The following is an 18093-nucleotide window of genomic DNA, read 5'->3' on the forward strand; positions in this document are numbered from 1 at the left end:
AGCTTATGGCTGACTATCAGGGTCGGGCATGCTCGTTGACCCGTTGATTCACACACCTACACTTATCGGCCATCACTCCCAAAGGAATAGCCCTGATGAAAGCCGTGCTGTGCAAAGCCTTCGGCCCTGCCGAATCGCTGGTGCTGGAAGACGTCGCCAGTCCTGTCGCCAAGAAGAACGAAATCCTCCTGGACGTGCACGCAGCCGGGGTCAATTTCCCCGACACGCTGATCATCGAGGGCAAATATCAATTCAAACCGCCGTTCCCGTTTTCGCCCGGTGGCGAGGCGGCAGGCGTGGTTCGCGAAGTGGGCGAAAAGGTCGGCCACCTGAAAGTCGGTGATCGGGTCATGGCGCTGACTGGCTGGGGCAGTTTTGCCGAGCAGGTCGCGGTGCCGGGCTATAACGTCCTGCCGATTCCGCCGTCGATGGACTTCAATACCGCTGCTGCATTCAGCATGACTTACGGTACGTCGATGCACGCGCTCAAGCAGCGCGCCAATCTGCAACCGGGCGAAACCCTGCTGGTGCTCGGCGCCTCTGGCGGCGTCGGCCTCGCGGCGGTGGAAATCGGCAAAGCCATGGGCGCCCGTGTCATCGCCGCGGCCAGCAGCGCCGAGAAACTCGCGGTCGCCAAGTCTGCCGGCGCCGACGAGCTGATCAATTACAGTGAAGCCAACCTCAAGGACGAGATCAAACGCCTGACCGACGGCCAAGGTGCAGATGTGATCTACGATCCGGTCGGCGGCGATCTGTTCGATCAAGCCATCCGCGCCATCGCCTGGAACGGCCGCCTGCTGGTGGTCGGCTTCGCCAGCGGACGCATCCCCGAACTGCCAGTCAACCTCGCCTTGCTCAAGGGCGCCGCGGTACTCGGCGTGTTCTGGGGCTCCTTCGCTCAGCGCCAACCGCAGGACAACGCGGCGAACTTCCAGCAACTGTTCGGCTGGTTTGCCGAGGGCAAATTGAAACCGCTTGTGTCGCAGGTCTACCCGCTGAGCAATGCGGCGCAGGCGATCAATGATCTGGGGCAGCGCAAGGCTGTCGGCAAGGTCGTCGTCCAGGTTCGTTAAGCGCGCAGAGCGATCCGGCCCACGCCCGGATCGCTTTATGCCGAAACTGTCGAACCACAGAAACCCACCCCATCCACTATTCCCATAACGCCCTCTCCTTATATCTGAGCGACATGTTCATAAAGGAACGCTCGACAGCCCAAATTTCCCCTTTTTTGCCGACGTGAAGCGGTGCTATTTTCGGTAACGAAACTGTAACATTCGCATCCGCAGTCAAAACAAGAAAACTGGAGCTCTTGAATGTTTGCTTTCTTTCGTCCCGCCGCACATCAGGCTCCATTGCCTGAAGAAAAAATAGACAGCACCTACCGACGCCTGCGTTGGCAGATCTTCGCCGGTATCTTCATCGGCTACGCCGGTTACTACCTGCTGCGCAAAAACTTCTCCCTGGCCATGCCCTACCTTATCGACGAAGGCTACAGCCGTGGTGATCTGGGTCTGGCGATGTCGGCGATTGCCATCGCTTACGGCTTGTCGAAGTTCCTCATGGGCCTGGTGTCCGACCGTTCCAATCCGCGCTTCTTCCTGCCGTTCGGCCTGCTGGTCTCGGCCGGGGTGATGTTCGTTTTCGGTTTCGCGCCGTGGGCAACGTCCAGCGTGACGATGATGTTCATCCTGTTGTTCATCAACGGCTGGGCTCAGGGCATGGGTTGGCCGCCAAGCGGGCGGACGATGGTGCACTGGTGGTCGCAGAAGGAACGTGGCGGCGTGGTCTCGGTGTGGAACGTGGCGCATAACGTCGGGGGTGGCCTGATCGGCCCGCTGTTCCTGATCGGCATGGGCCTGTTCAACGACTGGCACGCAGCTTTCTACGTACCGGCCGCCGTGGCGCTGGGCGTGGCGGTGTTCGCGTTCATCACCATGCGCGACACTCCGCAATCGGTGGGCCTGCCGCCGATCGAGAAGTACAAGAACGATTATCCGGAAGGCTACGACGCCAGCCACGAAGACGAATTCAGCGCCAAGGAAATCTTCGTCAAATACGTGCTGCGCAACAAAATGCTCTGGTACATCGCCATGGCCAACGTCTTCGTCTACCTGCTGCGCTACGGCGTGCTGGACTGGGCGCCGACTTATCTGAAGGAAGCCAAGGGCTTCACGGTGGACAAAACCTCGTGGGCCTATTTCTTCTACGAGTGGGCGGGGATTCCGGGCACGCTGCTGTGCGGCTGGATGTCGGACAAGATCTTCCGCGGCAACCGTGGCCTGACCGGCATGGTGTTCATGGCCCTGGTGACTGTGGCGACTCTGGTGTACTGGCTGAATCCGGCCGGCAACCCGATGGTCGATATGATCGCCCTGTTGTCGATCGGCTTCCTGATCTACGGCCCGGTGATGCTGATCGGCCTGCAGGCGCTGGAACTGGCACCGAAGAAAGCTGCCGGCACCGCAGCGGGTTTCACCGGTCTGTTCGGTTATCTGGGTGGCTCGGTCGCCGCAAGTGCTGCGATGGGCTACACCGTTGACCACTTCGGCTGGGACGGCGGCTTCGTCTTGCTGGTCGGTGCTTGCCTGCTGGCGATGGCCTTCCTTGCGCCAACACTGTGGCACAAGCAGGTCGCCAGTCAGAGCCGTGAAGCGGTCGCCTGATCGCTGTGTGATTGACAGCGCTTGAGCCGCGCCTCCAGATTCCGGTCTGGCATGGCGTGGCTGCGCAGGGCGTGCACGGTCTGTTCGACATAATCGCGAGTCGTACCGTACCGCCCGCTGGCGCTTTCGAATACCTGGCTCAGCACGTGATCCGGCAAGTTGCCGGCATAGCTGGGCAGGTGTCGCTCCAATACAAATCCCAATGCCTGAACCTGACTGCCATCTGCGAGACGGCAGTTAAGCCAGTGTGGTCGATAGGATGGCACCGGCATCTCGCGTTTCCACAGGGCGTACAGCGCCGCATCAAGATTGTCTTCCGGCAACCGGTAGGCAAAGCCACTGCACGAACCGCCGCGATCCAGACCGAACACCAGACCCGGCATTTCCGGCGTACCACGGTGTTCGTGCGACCACAGGTACAACCCGCGATGGTAACCATGCACGCGACCCCGCATGCGTTCCACCGCCGTGCATTCCGGCCGCCAGATCAGCGAGCCGTAGGCGAACAGCCACACCGGCCCGCCCTTGTGGCGCGCCATGGTCGATTGCATGGAAGCGAGAAGTTGTTCGTGCGTCAGCTGCGGCCCAAGATCGAGCCGCGGAGGGTAAGCGAGATTCAGAATTGCGTTTTCAATAGCGCTCATGGCGAATAGCGTTCAGCTCCCCGCGGGTGAAGAATTACTTAATAGAACGCACCGCTGTAACAATAAGGCACATATGTTTTAAGGCAAATTAAGTGCCACTGTTTAATTGCCTGAATACATATAACCTAGCGATATTTACTATTTAAAGTAAATACCGATCGGCTATATACCAAGTTATAAGGATCAGGATCGCGGTGCATAGGCGAAGACGTCGGCGCGCATCTGATGCGCATCCATGCCCGCCTCGACCAGCGCGTCCAGCGTGCCGTAAACCATCGCCGGCGAACCGCTGGCGTAAACGTGCAGCGGTTTCAAATCGGGAAAGTCTTCGCACACCGCTTCATGTAGCATCCCGCAGCGCCCTTCCCAGCCGCATTGATCGCTAACAACTTTGTGCAGGAACAGGTTGGGCAACCTTAGCCATTCGTCCCAGTGCTCGATCTCATAGAAATCTTCCGGGCGGCGCACGCCCCAGTACAGATGCACGGGGTGTTTGAAGCCGTTGGCGCGGCAGTGTTCGATCAGCGCGTGAATCTGGCCCATGCCGGTGCCAGCGGCGATCAACACCAGCGGCCCGTCAGGCAACTCGGCCAGATGCGTGTCGCCGAATGGCAGCTCGACACGCACCATTACGTTGCGCTGCAACTGCTCGATCAGGCTCAGCGCACTGGCTTCGCGCGCCAGCACGTGGATTTCCAGATCTCGCCCGCCGTGGGGTGCCGAAGCCATGGAAAAAGCCGATTTTTCACCGCTCTCGCGCTCGATCATCAAGTATTGCCCGGCGTGATAGCGCGGTGGCTTGCCGGCCGGCGCACGCAGGCGTACGCGCCAAGTGTCGCCGCCGACTTCGCGGCATTCGATGACCTGACATGACAGACTGCGCACAGGCAGTTCGCCTAGTGCAAGTACGCCATCCCACAACAGAACGCAGTCTTCCAGCGGCTCGGCGATGCAGGTGTAGAACTCGCCGTGATCACGCACCGTGCCATCCTGCGCGACGCGGCCTTCGACCAGCAGCGCCGCGCACACGTGACAATTGCCATTGCGGCAGCTTTGCGGGCATTCATAGCCCAGGCGCCGCGCACCATCGAGAATCCGCTCACCGGGCTGAATCTCAAGTATCGCTCCGGAAGGCTGCAGGGTTACACGCATCAATCTATTCCTAACTGATTCCAGATGGCATCGATCCGTTGGGTGACGGCGTCGTCCTTGACGATCACGCGGCCCCACTCGCGAGTGGTTTCGCCCGGCCATTTGTGAGTGGCATCGAGACCCATTTTCGAACCCAGGCCGGAAATCGGCGAGGCGAAGTCGAGGTAGTCGATCGGCGTGTTATCGATCATCACCGTGTCGCGCTTGGGGTCCATGCGCGTGGTGATGGCCCAGATCACGTCGTTCCAGTCGCGGGCGTTGATATCGTCGTCGGTGACGATAACGAACTTGGTGTACATGAACTGTCGCAAAAACGACCAGACACCGAGCATCACGCGCTTGGCATGCCCCGGATACGATTTTTTCATGGTCACGATGGCCATGCGGTACGAGCAGCCTTCCGGTGGCAGATAGAAATCGGTGATCTCCGGAAACTGCTTCTGCAGGATCGGCACGAACACTTCGTTCAACGCCACACCGAGGATCGCCGGCTCATCCGGCGGACGGCCAGTGTAGGTGCTGTGATAGATCGGTTTGATCCGATGGGTGATGCGCTCGACGGTAAACACCGGGAAGCTGTCGACTTCGTTGTAATAACCGGTGTGGTCGCCGTACGGGCCTTCATCGGCCATTTCGCCCGGATGGATCACCCCCTCAAGGATGATCTCGGCGGTGGCTGGCACTTGCAGATCGTTGCCACGGCACTTGACCAGTTCAGTGCGGTTACCGCGCAACAGACCGGCGAAGGCGTATTCGGAAAGGCTGTCCGGCACTGGCGTAACCGCGCCAAGAATAGTCGCAGGATCAGCACCCAGCGCCACAGACACCGGGAACGGCTGCCCCGGATGTTTTTCGCACCACTCGCGAAAATCGAGAGCGCCGCCGCGGTGGCTGAGCCAGCGCATGATCACCTTGTTGCGGCCAATCACTTGCTGACGGTAGATACCAAGGTTCTGGCGTTCCTTGTTCGGGCCTTTAGTGACGGTCAGGCCCCAGGTGATCAGCGGGCCGACATCGCCGGGCCAGCAGGTCTGCACCGGCAGCATTGCCAGATCAACGTCATCGCCTTCGATGACCACTTCCTGGCACACCGCGTCTTTGACGACTTTCGGCGCCATCGAGATGATCTTGCGGAAGATCGGCAGCTTCGACCACGCGTCTTTCAAGCCCTTCGGCGGCTCCGGCTCCTTGAGAAAGGCCAGCAGCTTGCCGATCTCACGCAGTTCGCTGACCGATTCGGCGCCCATGCCCATGGCGACCCGCTCGGGGGTGCCGAACAGGTTACCAAGCACCGGAATGTCGTAGCCGGTAGGGTTTTCGAACAGCAGCGCCGGGCCCTTGGCCCGCAGCGTGCGATCGCACACTTCAGTCATTTCCAGCACCGGCGAGACGGGAATCTGGATGCGTTTCAACTCTCCGCGCTGCTCAAGCTGCTGCACGAAATCCCGAAGATCCTTGAATTTCATTGACGATGGCACCCTCAAAATAGGCGTACATCCTACCTGCTCTGGCGGGCAAACAGCACCCGTCAGTGCCCGGCATTGCTCAATTTTGGCTCGTGCCCAGCAACACCGGCCTGAACAGTGGGCTCAAGCGCGCGCTGCCCAGATCCGACAAGTGATCTTCATCCTTGTACTGCGAATGGCCGTTGACCTCGATGCTGCACACGCCACCGGCACACATCAGCGGTGTCGGGTCGATGACGTGCACGCCCGGATCGGCGGCGCTCATTGATTCGAACAGATCGCTGAGGAAACGCTGTCGCGCCAGATGTTCATCCAGCGGACGCCCCAGCCCGTCTGCCGAACGGCCGATCCGGGCGAGGCTGGTCAGGCGGCTGATGATGCCTTTGCGCTGCAGCGGTACTTCCTTGAACAACCAGACTTGCGCCCCGGCCTCGCGGAGCGCCGCGACGCGGGCCTTGATGGCTGCCGCCATGCGCTGCTCGGCCTGGGCGGTATTGTCGTGAGCATTGAGCAGCACTTTTTTGTCGCCGTCTTCACGGCCATACACGTAAAGGCTCCAGTTCGACGCCAGAACCACATCCTTGATCCCGAGGCTGCGCACGCGCGCCATGGTCTGTTCGTTGAAATCGCGGCAACGCTGGCGCGGTTCATCGCTGAGTATCGGCGGGCAGGCACTCATGCTGTACAACCACGCCGGGCGCCCTTCATGGCGGGCATTGTTTTCAATCGCTGGCAGTAATGCAGCGGCGTGGCTGTCGCCCCAGAACATGCGAGTGGCCGGGACACCTTCGCGGGCGCCTACCAGGCAGGCCTTGTCGAGGGACTTGTCCTGGGTCACCAGCATGCATTTCATCTGGCCGGCCCGCCATTCACGCGACTGCGCGTACTCCAGCGCTTTGCCGGTCAGGCGCCCGGGAATACCATCGGCCGAACGAATGGCCGAGCCGGTCAGCGCCAGCACGACGATGGCTGCAAGGCCGCCGGTTAAAATCGCCCTGCGCCCGGCCAACAGACGCTTTTCACGAAACGGCAACTCGACGTAGCGCAGGCTCAACCAGGCCAGCGCCAGCGCCAGAGCAATCCAGGCGAGCGCTTCCAGCGGCTGAATGCCATCAATGGAAATCGCGTTGGCATAGACATACACCGGCCAGTGCCACAGGTAGAGCGAGTAGGACAGCAGCCCGACCCACACCAGCACGCGCAGGCTTAACAGTTGCGCGCTCCAGCTCTGGCCTTGGGCGCCCGACCAGATCAACGCTGTGGTCCCCAGCACCGGCAACAAGGCGGCCCATCCGGGAAACACGGTGCTCTTGTCAAAAGTGAACACCGCCAGCAGCACCGCCGCCAGACCTGCCAGGCCCACCGTTTGATAGAGCCACGGCCGCACCGCCTGTTTTGGCGCCGGCATCACCGCCAGCATCGCACCGCACAGCAGCTCCCAGGCACGGGTTGGCAGCGAAAAGAAGGCGAAGTCCGGCTTGCGCTCGATATACCCGATGTTCAAGCCAAACGACACCAGCAACAGAGCGAACAGCATCCAGCGCCAATGCCGGATGTAGCGCATCAGCACCACCATCAGCAGCGGAAAGAAGATGTAGTACTGCTCCTCCACCGCCAGCGACCAGGTGTGCAGCAATGGTTTCAGTTCGGAAGATGGCTGAAAGTAACCGTCTTCGCGCATGAACAGAATGTTCGAGATGAACAGCGACTGATAGCGGACCGTGCGGCCCAACTCGGAAAAGTCCTTGGCCGTCAGCAACAGCCAGCCCAGCAGCAACGTCGCGATCAGCACCACCGTCAGGGCTGGAATGATGCGCCGGGCACGGCGCGCCCAGAAATCGACAAAGCTGAAACGCTGCGCGCTGATTTCCCGGAAGAGAATGCTGGTGATGAGGAATCCTGAGATCACGAAAAATACGTCAACGCCGACGAAACCGCCGCTGAATGTATTGAATCCGAAATGGAACAGGACTACCGGGATAACCGCCAGAGCCCGTAATCCATCGATATCCCGGCGATTGCCAAACGTGTGCATGAAAAACCTTTTTTGTTCTGGATACATAGCTGGAGAGCGCGAAAGTTATCAGTCGCACCCATTTCAATCCAGATACAAATAATTTGGAGCAAAAAAAAGCGCCCTTACGGACGCTTTTTTTCAAACAACGGCGTGTTACTTGCGCTTCATCGACAAGAAGAACTCGTCGTTGGTCTTGGTCGTTTTCAGCTTGTCGACCAGGAACTCGATCGCCGCGACTTCGTCCATCGGGTGCAGCAGCTTGCGCAGAATCCACATGCGCTGCAGCTCGTCGTCGGCGGTCAGCAACTCTTCGCGGCGGGTGCCGGAACGGTTGATGTTAATCGCAGGGAACACGCGCTTCTCGGCGATCTTGCGATCCAGAGGCAGTTCCATGTTGCCGGTACCCTTGAACTCTTCGTAGATCACTTCGTCCATCTTCGAGCCGGTTTCAACCAGCGCGGTGGCGATAATGGTCAGCGAGCCGCCTTCTTCGATGTTCCGCGCCGCACCGAAGAAACGCTTTGGCTTCTCGAGGGCATGGGCATCGACACCACCGGTCAAGACCTTGCCGGAGCTCGGGATCACGGTGTTGTAGGCACGGGCCAGACGGGTGATGGAGTCGAGCAGGATCACCACGTCTTTCTTGTGTTCGACCAGGCGCTTGGCTTTCTCGATCACCATTTCAGCCACTTGTACGTGACGGGTCGGCGGCTCGTCGAAGGTCGAGGCAACCACTTCGCCGCGCACGGTGCGCTGCATTTCGGTTACTTCTTCCGGACGCTCGTCGATCAGCAGCACGATCAGGTGAACTTCAGGGTTGTTACGGGCGATGTTCGCTGCGATGTTTTGCAGCATGATCGTTTTACCAGCTTTCGGCGGAGCAACGATCAGACCACGCTGGCCTTTGCCGATCGGTGCGCACAGGTCGATCACACGACCGGTCAAGTCTTCAGTGGAACCGTTGCCGGCTTCCATCTTCATGCGCACGGTCGGGAACAGCGGGGTCAGGTTCTCGAAGAGAATCTTGTTTTTCGCGTTCTCCGGACGATCGAAGTTGATCGTGTCGACCTTGAGCAGTGCGAAATACCGCTCGCCTTCCTTCGGAGGGCGGATCTTGCCAACGATGGTGTCACCGGTGCGCAAGTTGAAGCGGCGGATCTGGCTCGGCGAGACGTAGATATCGTCTGGGCCGGCGAGGTAGGAAGCGTCTGCGGAGCGCAGGAAGCCGAAGCCGTCCTGGAGAATCTCCAGCACGCCATCACCGGAGATTTCCTCGCCGCTTTTAGCGTGCTTTTTCAGCAGGGAGAAAATCACGTCCTGCTTGCGCGAACGGGCCATATTTTCTATGCCCATCTGTTCGGCCAATTCGAGCAGTTCGGTAATCGGCTTTTGCTTGAGTTCAGTCAGATTCATATAGGAATGACGTAATCATTTATGGAGGGGGGGAAATTAAGCTTTTGGCTTAATGAGGCCGCGCCGCGGAGAAGGCGACAGGATCGCGAACTAATTCGAAAAGGAGTGCGTCGGCGACGGCTAGCAGGGGGCAGTGGAGAAACCAGTGCGGGGCCGAATGTACCACCTGAGTTTCGGAGCGTCTAGCCCTGAATATGCAAAAAGCCCCGCTAATTGCGGGGCTTTTTTTGGCAGTTTACAGCGACGCTTAGATGTTGGCGTCGAGGAAGGCAGCCAGTTGCGACTTCGACAGCGCGCCGACTTTGGTCGCTTCAACGTTGCCGTTCTTGAACAGCATCAGGGTCGGAATACCACGTACGCCGTGCTTGGCCGGGGTTTCCTGGTTTTCATCGATGTTCAGTTTGGCGACGGTCAGCTTGCCTTTGTAAGTCTCGGCAATTTCGTCCAGAACCGGTGCGATCATTTTGCAAGGGCCGCACCATTCAGCCCAGTAGTCGACCAGGACAGCGCCTTCGGCCTTGAGTACGTCGGCTTCGAAGCTAGCGTCGCTAACGTGTTTGATCAGATCGCTGCTCATGGAATTCTCCAGGTTGTAAGCAAAAAAACGTGGCCCATCATAGCTGCCCTTCCCCTGTTCAGGAAGCCGCAGTTGATTGAGTCTTGCTATGGCACTCGATGAGTTTGGGTATAGCTCAAGTCACGCCGTGGCGGGAGCGATGAAGGCAATTCCAGTGCGCAGGGCCGCGTTGCGCACGTGCTCTTGCATGGCTTTCTGCGCAGCACCGCAGGCCCGGCGAGCAAGGGCGCGGAGGATCTTGCGGTGCTCATGCCAGGTTTCCATGGCGCGTTCGGGGCGGATGAACGGTAGCTTCTGGCTTTCCAGGAAGATCTCGGCGCTGGCGGTGAGGATGCTCAGCATCGCCAGATTACCGCTGGCCAAAAGAATGCGCCGGTGGAATTCGAAGTCGAGTTTCGCTGCGGCTTCAAACTCGCCGGCCTTCAATTGCTCGCGCATCGCCGCGACGTTGTCTTCCAGTGCATCGAGGTCGAAGGTGCTCAACGTCACCGCTGCGAGCCCTGCAGCGAAACCCTCCAGCGCATAGCGCAACTGGAAAATGTCCAGCGGCGACGCCTGCGCCGCGAACGACCAGCCCGGCGCGTTCTCGCTGCGCGGTAGTTCGACCGGGGCCTGCACGAACACGCCTTTGCCCGGCTGGATACTGACCACGCCCAACGCGCTCAGGGATGACAATGCCTCGCGCAACGAGGCCCGGCTCACGCCCAGTTGCAGTGCCAGATCGCGCTGCGACGGCAACGCATCGCCAGCGCCGAAACCCTGTTCGGTAATCAATTTGCGGATCGCTTGCAGCGCCACTTCGGGGACCGCACGGGAAATCGAATTCATGGTTTTCGGACGCGTCAGGGTCATGAAGCGGCTAGTTGTAAAGCTATTCGCCGAGTCCGGCAAGTCGTGCCCCAGCGGGGTTCGGTGCGCTGGACCGGTGCGCCATCGCAGTGCGAAAACCATCCTGACTGTTCAGACCAGTAAGACCGAACGAAGCCGCTGAAACTGTGGCTTGGCGCTGCGAACGCTATGGCTTGGCACGGCGCATGCTCTGTCTGATCGCAGAAATCACTTCCCGCCGATCCGGAGTTTTGCCATGACCCTGCGTTACCGCGCCCTCCTCGCCGCCCTGTTCTCCAGCCTGTTGTTCAGCCAGATGCCCGCTCACGCCGACGGTCTCGACGACGTGGTCAAACGCGGCACGCTGAAAGTCGCCGTGCCGCAAGATTTCCCGCCGTTCGGCTCGGTCGGTCCGGACATGAAACCCCGCGGCCTGGACATCGACACGGCAAAACTGCTGGCTGACCAGCTCAAGGTCAAACTCGAACTGACCCCGGTCAACAGCACCAACCGCATCCCTTTTCTGACCACCGGCAAAGTCGATCTGGTTATTTCCAGCCTCGGCAAGAACGCCGAGCGTGAGAAAGTCATCGACTTTTCCCGCGCCTATGCACCGTTCTACCTCGCCGTATTCGGTCCGCCAGATGTCGCTATCACCAGCCTCGACGATCTCAAGGGCAAGACCATCAGCGTCACCCGCGGCGCCATCGAAGACATCGAGCTGAGCAAAGTCGCCCCCGAAGGCGTGACCATCAAGCGCTTCGAAGACAACAACTCGACCATCGCCGCCTACCTCGCCGGGCAAGTCGACCTGATCGCCAGCGGCAACGTGGTGATGGTCGCGATCAGCGAAAAGAACCCGAAACGCGTGCCAGCGCTGAAAGTGAAGCTCAAGGACTCGCCGGTCTACGTCGGCGTGAACAAGAACGAAGCGGCGCTGCTGGCCAAGGTCAATGACATCCTGAGCACGGCCAAGGCTGACGGCGCGCTGGAAAAGAATTCGCAGACCTGGCTGAAAGAGCCGCTGCCGGCCGATCTCTGATCGACTGCGCGGGAGACCTTCATGGCTTATCAGTTCGATTTCATGCCGGTGGTGCAAAACACTGACCTGCTGTTGCGCGGGGCGCTGTTTACCCTCGAGCTGACAGCCATCGGCGCGTTGCTTGGGGTCGGCGTGGGCATTGTCGGCGCGCTGGTGCGGGCATGGAACATCCGCCCGTTCTCGGCGATCTTCGGCATCTACGTCGAGTTGATCCGCAATACGCCGTTTTTGGTGCAGTTGTTCTTCATCTTTTTTGGCCTGCCGTCCCTCGGCGTGCAGATTTCAGAATGGCAGGCGGCGGTGCTGGCGATGGTGATCAACCTTGGCGCCTATTCAACGGAGATCATCCGCGCAGGCATTCAGGCGATCCCGCGCGGGCAACTGGAAGCAGCGGCCGCCTTGGCGATGACGCGGTTCGAAGCGTTTCGCCATGTGGTTTTACTTCCGGCGCTGGGCAAGGTCTGGCCAGCACTGAGCAGCCAGATCATCATCGTCATGCTCGGCTCGGCGGTGTGTTCGCAGATCGCCACGGAGGAGCTGAGCTTCGCCGCCAACTTTATTCAATCGCGCAACTTCCGCGCCTTTGAAACCTACGCCCTGACCACGCTGATCTACCTGTGCATGGCGCTGCTGATCCGCCAACTGCTCAACTGGTTTGGTCGTCGCTACATTTCGCGGAGCAGCCAATGAGTGATTTCACCTTCTGGGACATCCTGCGCAACCTGCTCACTGGCCTGCAATGGACACTGGCGCTGTCGCTGGTCGCGTTCATTGGCGGTGGCCTCGTCGGCCTGCTGATTCTCGTGATGCGCATTTCGAAAAACACCCTGCCGAGCAGCATCGCCCGCACCTGGATCGAGCTGTTCCAAGGCACGCCGCTGCTGATGCAACTGTTTCTGGTGTTCTTCGGCGTGGCGCTGGCCGGCCTTGAGATTTCGCCTTGGATGGCGGCGGCGATTGCGCTGACCTTGTTCACCAGCGCCTATCTGGCGGAGATCTGGCGTGGCTGCGTCGAGTCGATCCCCCATGGTCAGTGGGAGGCCTCGGCGAGCCTGGCGCTCAATCCGCTGGAGCAACTGCGCTACGTGATCCTGCCGCAAGCGTTACGCATCGCGGTGGCGCCAACCGTGGGCTTCTCGGTGCAAGTGGTCAAAGGCACAGCGGTGACCTCGATCATCGGTTTCACCGAACTGACCAAGACTGGCGGCATGCTCGCCAACGCCACGTTCGAACCGTTCATGGTCTACGGCCTCGTCGCCCTCGGCTATTTCCTCCTCTGCTACCCCTTGTCCCTCAGTGCGCGCTACCTGGAAAGGAGACTGCATGCCTCTGCTTAGAATTTCCGCCCTGCATAAATACTACGGCTATCACCACGTACTCAAAGGCATTGACCTCAGCGTCGAGGAAGGCCAGGTGGTGGCGATCATCGGCCGCAGCGGCTCGGGCAAGTCCACCCTGCTGCGCACGCTCAATGGTCTGGAATCGATCAACGACGGCGTGATCGAAGTCGACGGCGAGTATCTCGACGCCGCCCGCGCCGATCTGCGCAGCTTGCGGCAGAAGGTCGGCATGGTCTTTCAGCAATTCAACCTGTTCCCGCACCTGACCGTGGGCGAGAACGTCATGCTCGCGCCGCAAGTGGTGCAGAAAGTTCCGAAAGCCAAGGCAGCGGAACTGGCGCGCGAGATGCTGGCGCGGGTCGGGCTCGGGGAAAAATTCGATGCTTTCCCGGATCGATTGTCCGGTGGCCAGCAACAGCGCGTGGCGATTGCCCGGGCATTGGCGATGTCACCGAAGGTTTTGCTGTGCGACGAGATCACTTCAGCGCTTGACCCGGAACTGGTCAACGAAGTGCTCAGCGTGGTGCGCCAACTGGCCAAAGAAGGCATGACGCTGATCATGGTCACCCACGAGATGCGCTTTGCCCGCGAGGTCGGCGACAAACTGGTGTTCATGCACCATGGCAAGGTGCATGAGGTCGGGGACCCGAAGGTGCTGTTTGCCAATCCGCAGACGGCGGAGCTGGCGAACTTTATTGGCACGGTGGAAGCGATAGCCTGAAAGATGTGTGGTGCCTTTAAGGGCCTCATCGCGGGCAAGCCCGCTCCCACAGGGTTCGATGCAGGAAGAGGATCGTGCGTTCAGCGCTTAAACCTGTGGGAGCGGGCTTGCCCGCGATTGACCGCGCAGCGGTCACCGGCTTTCATCGGTGAATCAAGGCTTTGCGCCATGCGCGTTGGCGCCAGCGTTTGATCGTGGCACGATGTCGGGGTTATCGACCGAGACCCCCTGACCATGCCGCAATCCCAAGCCAAGAATCTGTCCCTGATCGCCGCAATCGACCTGGGCTCCAACAGCTTTCACATGGTCGTGGCCAAGGCCCAGAACGGCGAAATCCGCATCCTCGAGCGCCTCGGCGAAAAGGTGCAACTGGCCGCCGGCATCGACGATGCTCGCCAGCTCAACGAAGAATCGATGCAACGTGGCCTCGATTGCCTCAAGCGTTTTGCCCAACTGATCAACGGTATGCCGCTCGGCGCCGTGCGTATCGTCGGCACCAACGCCTTGCGTGAAGCGCGCAACCGCCTCGAATTCATTCACCGTGCAGAGGAAATCCTCGGTCATCCGGTAGAAGTCATCTCCGGCCGTGAAGAGGCGCGCCTGATTTATCTGGGCGTGTCGCACACCCTCGCCGACACCCCGGGCAAACGTTTGGTCGCCGATATCGGCGGCGGCAGCACCGAGTTCATCATTGGCCAGCGCTTTGAGCCGTTGCTGCGCGAAAGCCTGCAGATGGGCTGCGTCAGTTTCACCCAGCGCTACTTCAAGGACAGCAAGATCACCCCGGCCCGCTACGCCCAGGCGTACACGGCGGCACGGCTGGAGATCATGAGCATCGAACACGCCCTGCATCGCCTGACCTGGGATGAAGCCATCGGCTCCTCAGGCACCATCCGCGCCATCGGCCTGGCCCTCAAGGCTGGCGGCCACGGCACCGGCGAAGTCAACGCCGAAGGCCTGGCGTGGCTCAAGCGTCGGCTATTCAAGCTGGGCGACTCCGACAAGATCGATTTCGAGGGCATCAAACCGGACCGCCGGGCGATTTTTCCGGCAGGCCTGGCGATCCTCGAGGCTATTTTCGACGCACTCGAATTGCAGCGCATGGACCATTGCGAAGGCGCCCTGCGTGAAGGCGTGCTCTACGACCTGCTCGGCCGCCATCACCATGAAGACGTGCGCGAGCGCACTCTGACGTCGTTGATGGAGCGTTATCACGTCGACCTCGAACAAGCGGCGCGGGTCGAGCGCAAGGCCTTGCACGCGTTCGATCAAGTGGCAGTGGATTGGGAGCTGGATGACGGCATCTGGCGTGAGCTGCTGGGCTGGGCAGCGAAAGTCCACGAAGTCGGCCTGGACATCGCGCACTATCACTATCACAAGCATGGCGCTTATCTGATCGAACATTCGGACCTCGCCGGGTTTTCCCGCGAAGACCAGCAGATGCTCGCGCTGTTGGTGCGCGGCCATCGGCGCAACATTCCCAAGGACAAATTCGCCGACTTTGGTGATGACGGCATCAAGTTGATTCGGCTGTGTGTCTTGCTGCGCTTTGCCATCCTGTTCCACCACATCCGCGGCACGCAGGCGATGCCGCAGGTGGTATTGCGCGCCAAAGGCAACAATCTGGATGTGCAATTCCCGGAGAACTGGCTGGATGAAAATCAGCTGACCCAGGCCGACTTCGGCCTCGAAGCGGACTGGCTGACGCGGGTGGGGATTGTGCTGACGGTTCACTGATTAGCGGGCAGTTGCAAAAAAGGCGATCCGTTGGGATCGCCTTTTTTATTGGGCTTGGCTTGAGAGCGGAGGTGACGCTTTCCCCTCACCCCAGCCCTCTCCCGGAGGGAGAGGGAGTCGATTTCCTTTGGCTTCAAGGCCTGAGTTCGACTCGATATTTCAGGTCGGCGTAACTCGCCCATACAACACGGTCAGTCCCCTCTCCCTCCGGGAGAGGGTTAGGGTGAGGGGCTCTTGGTTTTGCTCTCGGCTTTGCTTTAGCTGCTCACCGGCAGAATCGGGCTGCCCAGCCGCTCCAGCAACGTCGCCTGCGCGCTGCGCGGGTTCTGGTTGCCGGTGGGCGTGTTGCGGATGTAGCGACCGTCCGACTGCAGACTCCAGCTGTGAGTGTTGTCGGTCAGGTACAGCTCCAGCTCTTTCTTCACTCGGGTCAGCAGTTTCTTGCCTTCCACCGGGAAGCAGGTCTCGACACGCTTGTCGAGGTTGCGCTCCATCCAGTCGGCGCTGGAAAGGAACATCTGCTCGTCGCCGCCATTGAGGAAGTAGAACACCCGCGTGTGTTCGAGGAAGCGACCGATGATCGAGCGCACGTGGATGTTGTGCGAAACCCCGGCAATCCCCGGACGCAGGCAGCACATCCCACGCACTACCAAATCGATCCGCACGCCGGACTGGCTGGCCTTGTACAGCGCGCGGATGATCTTCGGATCGGTCAGCGAGTTGAACTTGGCGATGATGTGAGCCGGTTTGCCGTCAACGGCGAATTGGGTTTCCCGGGCAATCATGTCGAGCATGCCCTTCTTGAGCGTGAACGGCGCATGCAGCAGTTTTTTCATGCGCAGGGTCTTGCCCATGCCGATCAACTGGCTGAACAGTTTGCCGACGTCTTCGCACAAGGCGTCGTCGGACGTCAGCAGGCTGTAGTCGGTGTAAAGCTTGGCGTTACCGGCGTGGTAGTTGCCGGTGCCAAGGTGCGCATAACGCACGATTTCGCCAGCCTCGCGACGCAGGATCAGCATCATCTTGGCGTGAGTCTTGAAGCCGACCACACCATAGATCACCACTGCGCCGGCCGCTTGCAGACGGCTGGCCAGTTGCAGGTTGGACTCTTCGTCGAAACGCGCGCGCAGCTCGATGACCGCAGTGACTTCCTTGCCGTTACGCGCGGCATCGACCAGGGCATCGACGATCTCGGAGTTGGCGCCAGAGCGGTACAGGGTCTGACGAACGGCGAGAACGTGCGGGTCTTTCGCCGCCTGCCGCAGCAAGTCGACCACCGGCGTGAACGACTCGAAGGGGTGCAGCAGCAAAATGTCCTGCTTGCTGACCACGCTGAAAATGTTTTCGCTGTTCTGCAGCAGTTTTGGAATCTGCGGGGTGAACGGCGTGTATTGCAGCTCCGGATGGCTGTCCAGACCGGTGATGCTGAACAGCCGCGTCAGGTTGACCGGGCCGTTGACCTGGTACAGCTCGCTTTCGCTCAGGTTGAATTGCTTGAGCAGGTAGTCCGAGAGATGTTTCGGGCAAGTGTCGGCGACTTCCAGCCGCACCGCATCCCCGTAACGACGCGAGAACAATTCCCCACGCAGCGCGCGAGCCAAGTCCTCGACATCTTCGGAGTCGAGCGCCAGGTCAGCGTTTCGGGTCAGGCGGAACTGGTAGCAGCCCTTGACCTTCATGCCCTGGAACAGGTCATCGGCGTGGGCGTGGATCATCGACGACAGGAACACGTAGTTGTCGCCCGCGCCGCCGACTTCTTCCGGCACCTTGATGATCCGCGGCAACAGACGCGGCGCTGGAATGATCGCCAAGCCGGAATCGCGACCAAAGGCGTCGATGCCTTCCAGTTCGACGATGAAGTTCAGGCTCTTGTTCACCAGCAACGGGAACGGGTGCGTCGGGTCGAGGCCGATCGGCGTGATGATCGGGGCGATCTCGTCGCGGAAATAGCGGCGCACCCAGGTCTTGAGCTTTACCGTCCAGTTGCGCCGGCGGATGAAGCGCACCTGATGCTTTTCCAGCTCCGGCAGCAGGATGTCGTTGAGGATTGCGTACTGGCGGTCAACGTGACCGTGCACCAGCTCGCTGATTCGCGCCAGCGCCTGATGCGGCTGCAAGCCGTCAGCGCCGGCCTGTTCGCGGGCGAAGGTGATCTGCTTTTTCAGCCCGGCGACGCGGATCTCGAAGAATTCGTCGAGGTTGCTGGAGAAGATCAGCAGGAACTTCAGCCGCTCCAGCAACGGATAGGACTCGTCCAGCGCCTGTTCCAGCACGCGGATGTTGAACTGCAATTGCGAAAGCTCGCGGTGGATGTACAGGCTGCTGTCATCCAGGCCGGGAATGGCGATCGCCGGCACCACCGCAGCGGTTTCGGCCGCCGGCGCGGGTGGCGCTGGCTCCAGTTCCGGCGGGGTTTCAGAGATTTGCTCGACCACCGGTTGAGCTTCTTTTACGGCAACTTCAGTGAGTCCTTCGGTATTCATGGAATGTTCC

Annotated in this window: 15 protein-coding genes; 7 read left to right on the plus strand and 8 right to left on the minus strand. The window is 60.1% G+C overall.

What is annotated here, in order from left to right; genetic code table 11:
- Positions 1–95: 95 nt before the first annotated feature.
- Both EL257_RS26320 and glpT read left to right on the plus strand, forming a co-directional pair.
- The gene (locus EL257_RS26320) at positions 96–1073 is read left to right on the plus strand and encodes an NADPH:quinone oxidoreductase family protein (RefSeq protein WP_126367516.1); all 978 of its coding nucleotides are present in this window, start codon (positions 96–98) and stop codon (positions 1071–1073) included.
- 240 nt (positions 1074–1313) lie between these two features.
- Positions 1314–2663, plus strand: a complete 1350-nt coding sequence (gene glpT, locus EL257_RS26325) for a glycerol-3-phosphate transporter (protein ID WP_126367518.1) — start codon at positions 1314–1316, stop codon at positions 2661–2663.
- Here glpT and EL257_RS26330 read toward each other — a convergent pair.
- From EL257_RS26330 to EL257_RS26360, 7 genes are all read right to left on the minus strand, one after another.
- The gene (locus EL257_RS26330; RefSeq protein ID WP_126367520.1) at positions 2639–3307 is read right to left on the minus strand and encodes a gamma-glutamylcyclotransferase; all 669 of its coding nucleotides are present in this window, start codon (positions 3305–3307) and stop codon (positions 2639–2641) included. The genes glpT and EL257_RS26330 overlap by 25 nt on opposite strands.
- 183 nt (positions 3308–3490) lie before the next feature.
- Entirely contained in the window at positions 3491–4459 is a 969-nt protein-coding gene (locus tag EL257_RS26335; RefSeq protein ID WP_126367522.1) for a CDP-6-deoxy-delta-3,4-glucoseen reductase, read from the minus strand.
- Positions 4459–5925 (minus strand): 4-hydroxy-3-polyprenylbenzoate decarboxylase, encoded by a 1467-nt coding sequence (gene ubiD, locus EL257_RS26340; RefSeq protein WP_126367524.1) that lies wholly within the window; start codon positions 5923–5925, stop codon positions 4459–4461. Before ubiD ends, EL257_RS26335 begins: the two co-directional genes overlap by 1 nt.
- A 79-nt stretch (positions 5926–6004) precedes the next feature.
- Positions 6005–7960 carry an acyltransferase family protein gene (locus EL257_RS26345; protein WP_126367526.1) on the minus strand — a complete coding sequence of 652 codons (1956 nt, stop codon included), beginning with the start codon at positions 7958–7960 and terminating at the stop codon, positions 6005–6007.
- Between the two features lie 135 nt (positions 7961–8095).
- Positions 8096–9355 carry a transcription termination factor Rho gene (gene rho, locus EL257_RS26350; RefSeq protein ID WP_003229334.1) on the minus strand — a complete coding sequence of 420 codons (1260 nt, stop codon included), beginning with the start codon at positions 9353–9355 and terminating at the stop codon, positions 8096–8098.
- Between the two features lie 247 nt (positions 9356–9602).
- Positions 9603–9932 (minus strand): thioredoxin TrxA, encoded by a 330-nt coding sequence (gene trxA, locus EL257_RS26355; RefSeq protein ID WP_003206727.1) that lies wholly within the window; start codon positions 9930–9932, stop codon positions 9603–9605.
- Positions 9933–10052: 120 nt separating this feature from the next.
- The gene (locus EL257_RS26360; protein ID WP_126368271.1) at positions 10053–10760 is read right to left on the minus strand and encodes a FadR/GntR family transcriptional regulator; all 708 of its coding nucleotides are present in this window, start codon (positions 10758–10760) and stop codon (positions 10053–10055) included.
- Positions 10761–11016: 256 nt separating this feature from the next.
- On the opposite strand from EL257_RS26360, the gene EL257_RS26365 reads away from it, so the two are divergent.
- The 5 genes from EL257_RS26365 to ppx all read left to right on the plus strand — a co-directional run bounded on the left by EL257_RS26365 (position 11017) and on the right by ppx (position 15600).
- Positions 11017–11802 carry a transporter substrate-binding domain-containing protein gene (locus tag EL257_RS26365; protein ID WP_126367528.1) on the plus strand — a complete coding sequence of 262 codons (786 nt, stop codon included), beginning with the start codon at positions 11017–11019 and terminating at the stop codon, positions 11800–11802.
- Between the two features lie 21 nt (positions 11803–11823).
- The gene (locus tag EL257_RS26370; protein WP_126367530.1) at positions 11824–12492 is read left to right on the plus strand and encodes an amino acid ABC transporter permease; all 669 of its coding nucleotides are present in this window, start codon (positions 11824–11826) and stop codon (positions 12490–12492) included.
- Positions 12489–13139, plus strand: a complete 651-nt coding sequence (locus EL257_RS26375; RefSeq protein WP_126367532.1) for an amino acid ABC transporter permease — start codon at positions 12489–12491, stop codon at positions 13137–13139. Before EL257_RS26370 ends, EL257_RS26375 begins: the two co-directional genes overlap by 4 nt.
- Positions 13126–13863 carry an amino acid ABC transporter ATP-binding protein gene (locus EL257_RS26380; protein ID WP_126367534.1) on the plus strand — a complete coding sequence of 246 codons (738 nt, stop codon included), beginning with the start codon at positions 13126–13128 and terminating at the stop codon, positions 13861–13863. The genes EL257_RS26375 and EL257_RS26380 overlap by 14 nt, the downstream gene beginning before the upstream one ends.
- Before the next feature lie 234 nt (positions 13864–14097).
- Positions 14098–15600, plus strand: coding sequence for an exopolyphosphatase (gene ppx, locus EL257_RS26385; protein WP_126367536.1), 1503 nt, complete (start codon positions 14098–14100; stop codon positions 15598–15600).
- 257 nt (positions 15601–15857) lie between these two features.
- Here the strand turns inward: ppx and ppk1 are convergent, their stop codons facing one another.
- The gene (ppk1, locus tag EL257_RS26390) at positions 15858–18083 is read right to left on the minus strand and encodes a polyphosphate kinase 1 (RefSeq protein ID WP_126367538.1); all 2226 of its coding nucleotides are present in this window, start codon (positions 18081–18083) and stop codon (positions 15858–15860) included.
- Positions 18084–18093 lie beyond the last annotated feature (10 nt).

Origin of the sequence: Pseudomonas fluorescens (assembly GCF_900636825.1) — a bacterium.
Lineage (GTDB): Bacteria > Pseudomonadota > Gammaproteobacteria > Pseudomonadales > Pseudomonadaceae > Aquipseudomonas > Aquipseudomonas fluorescens_BG.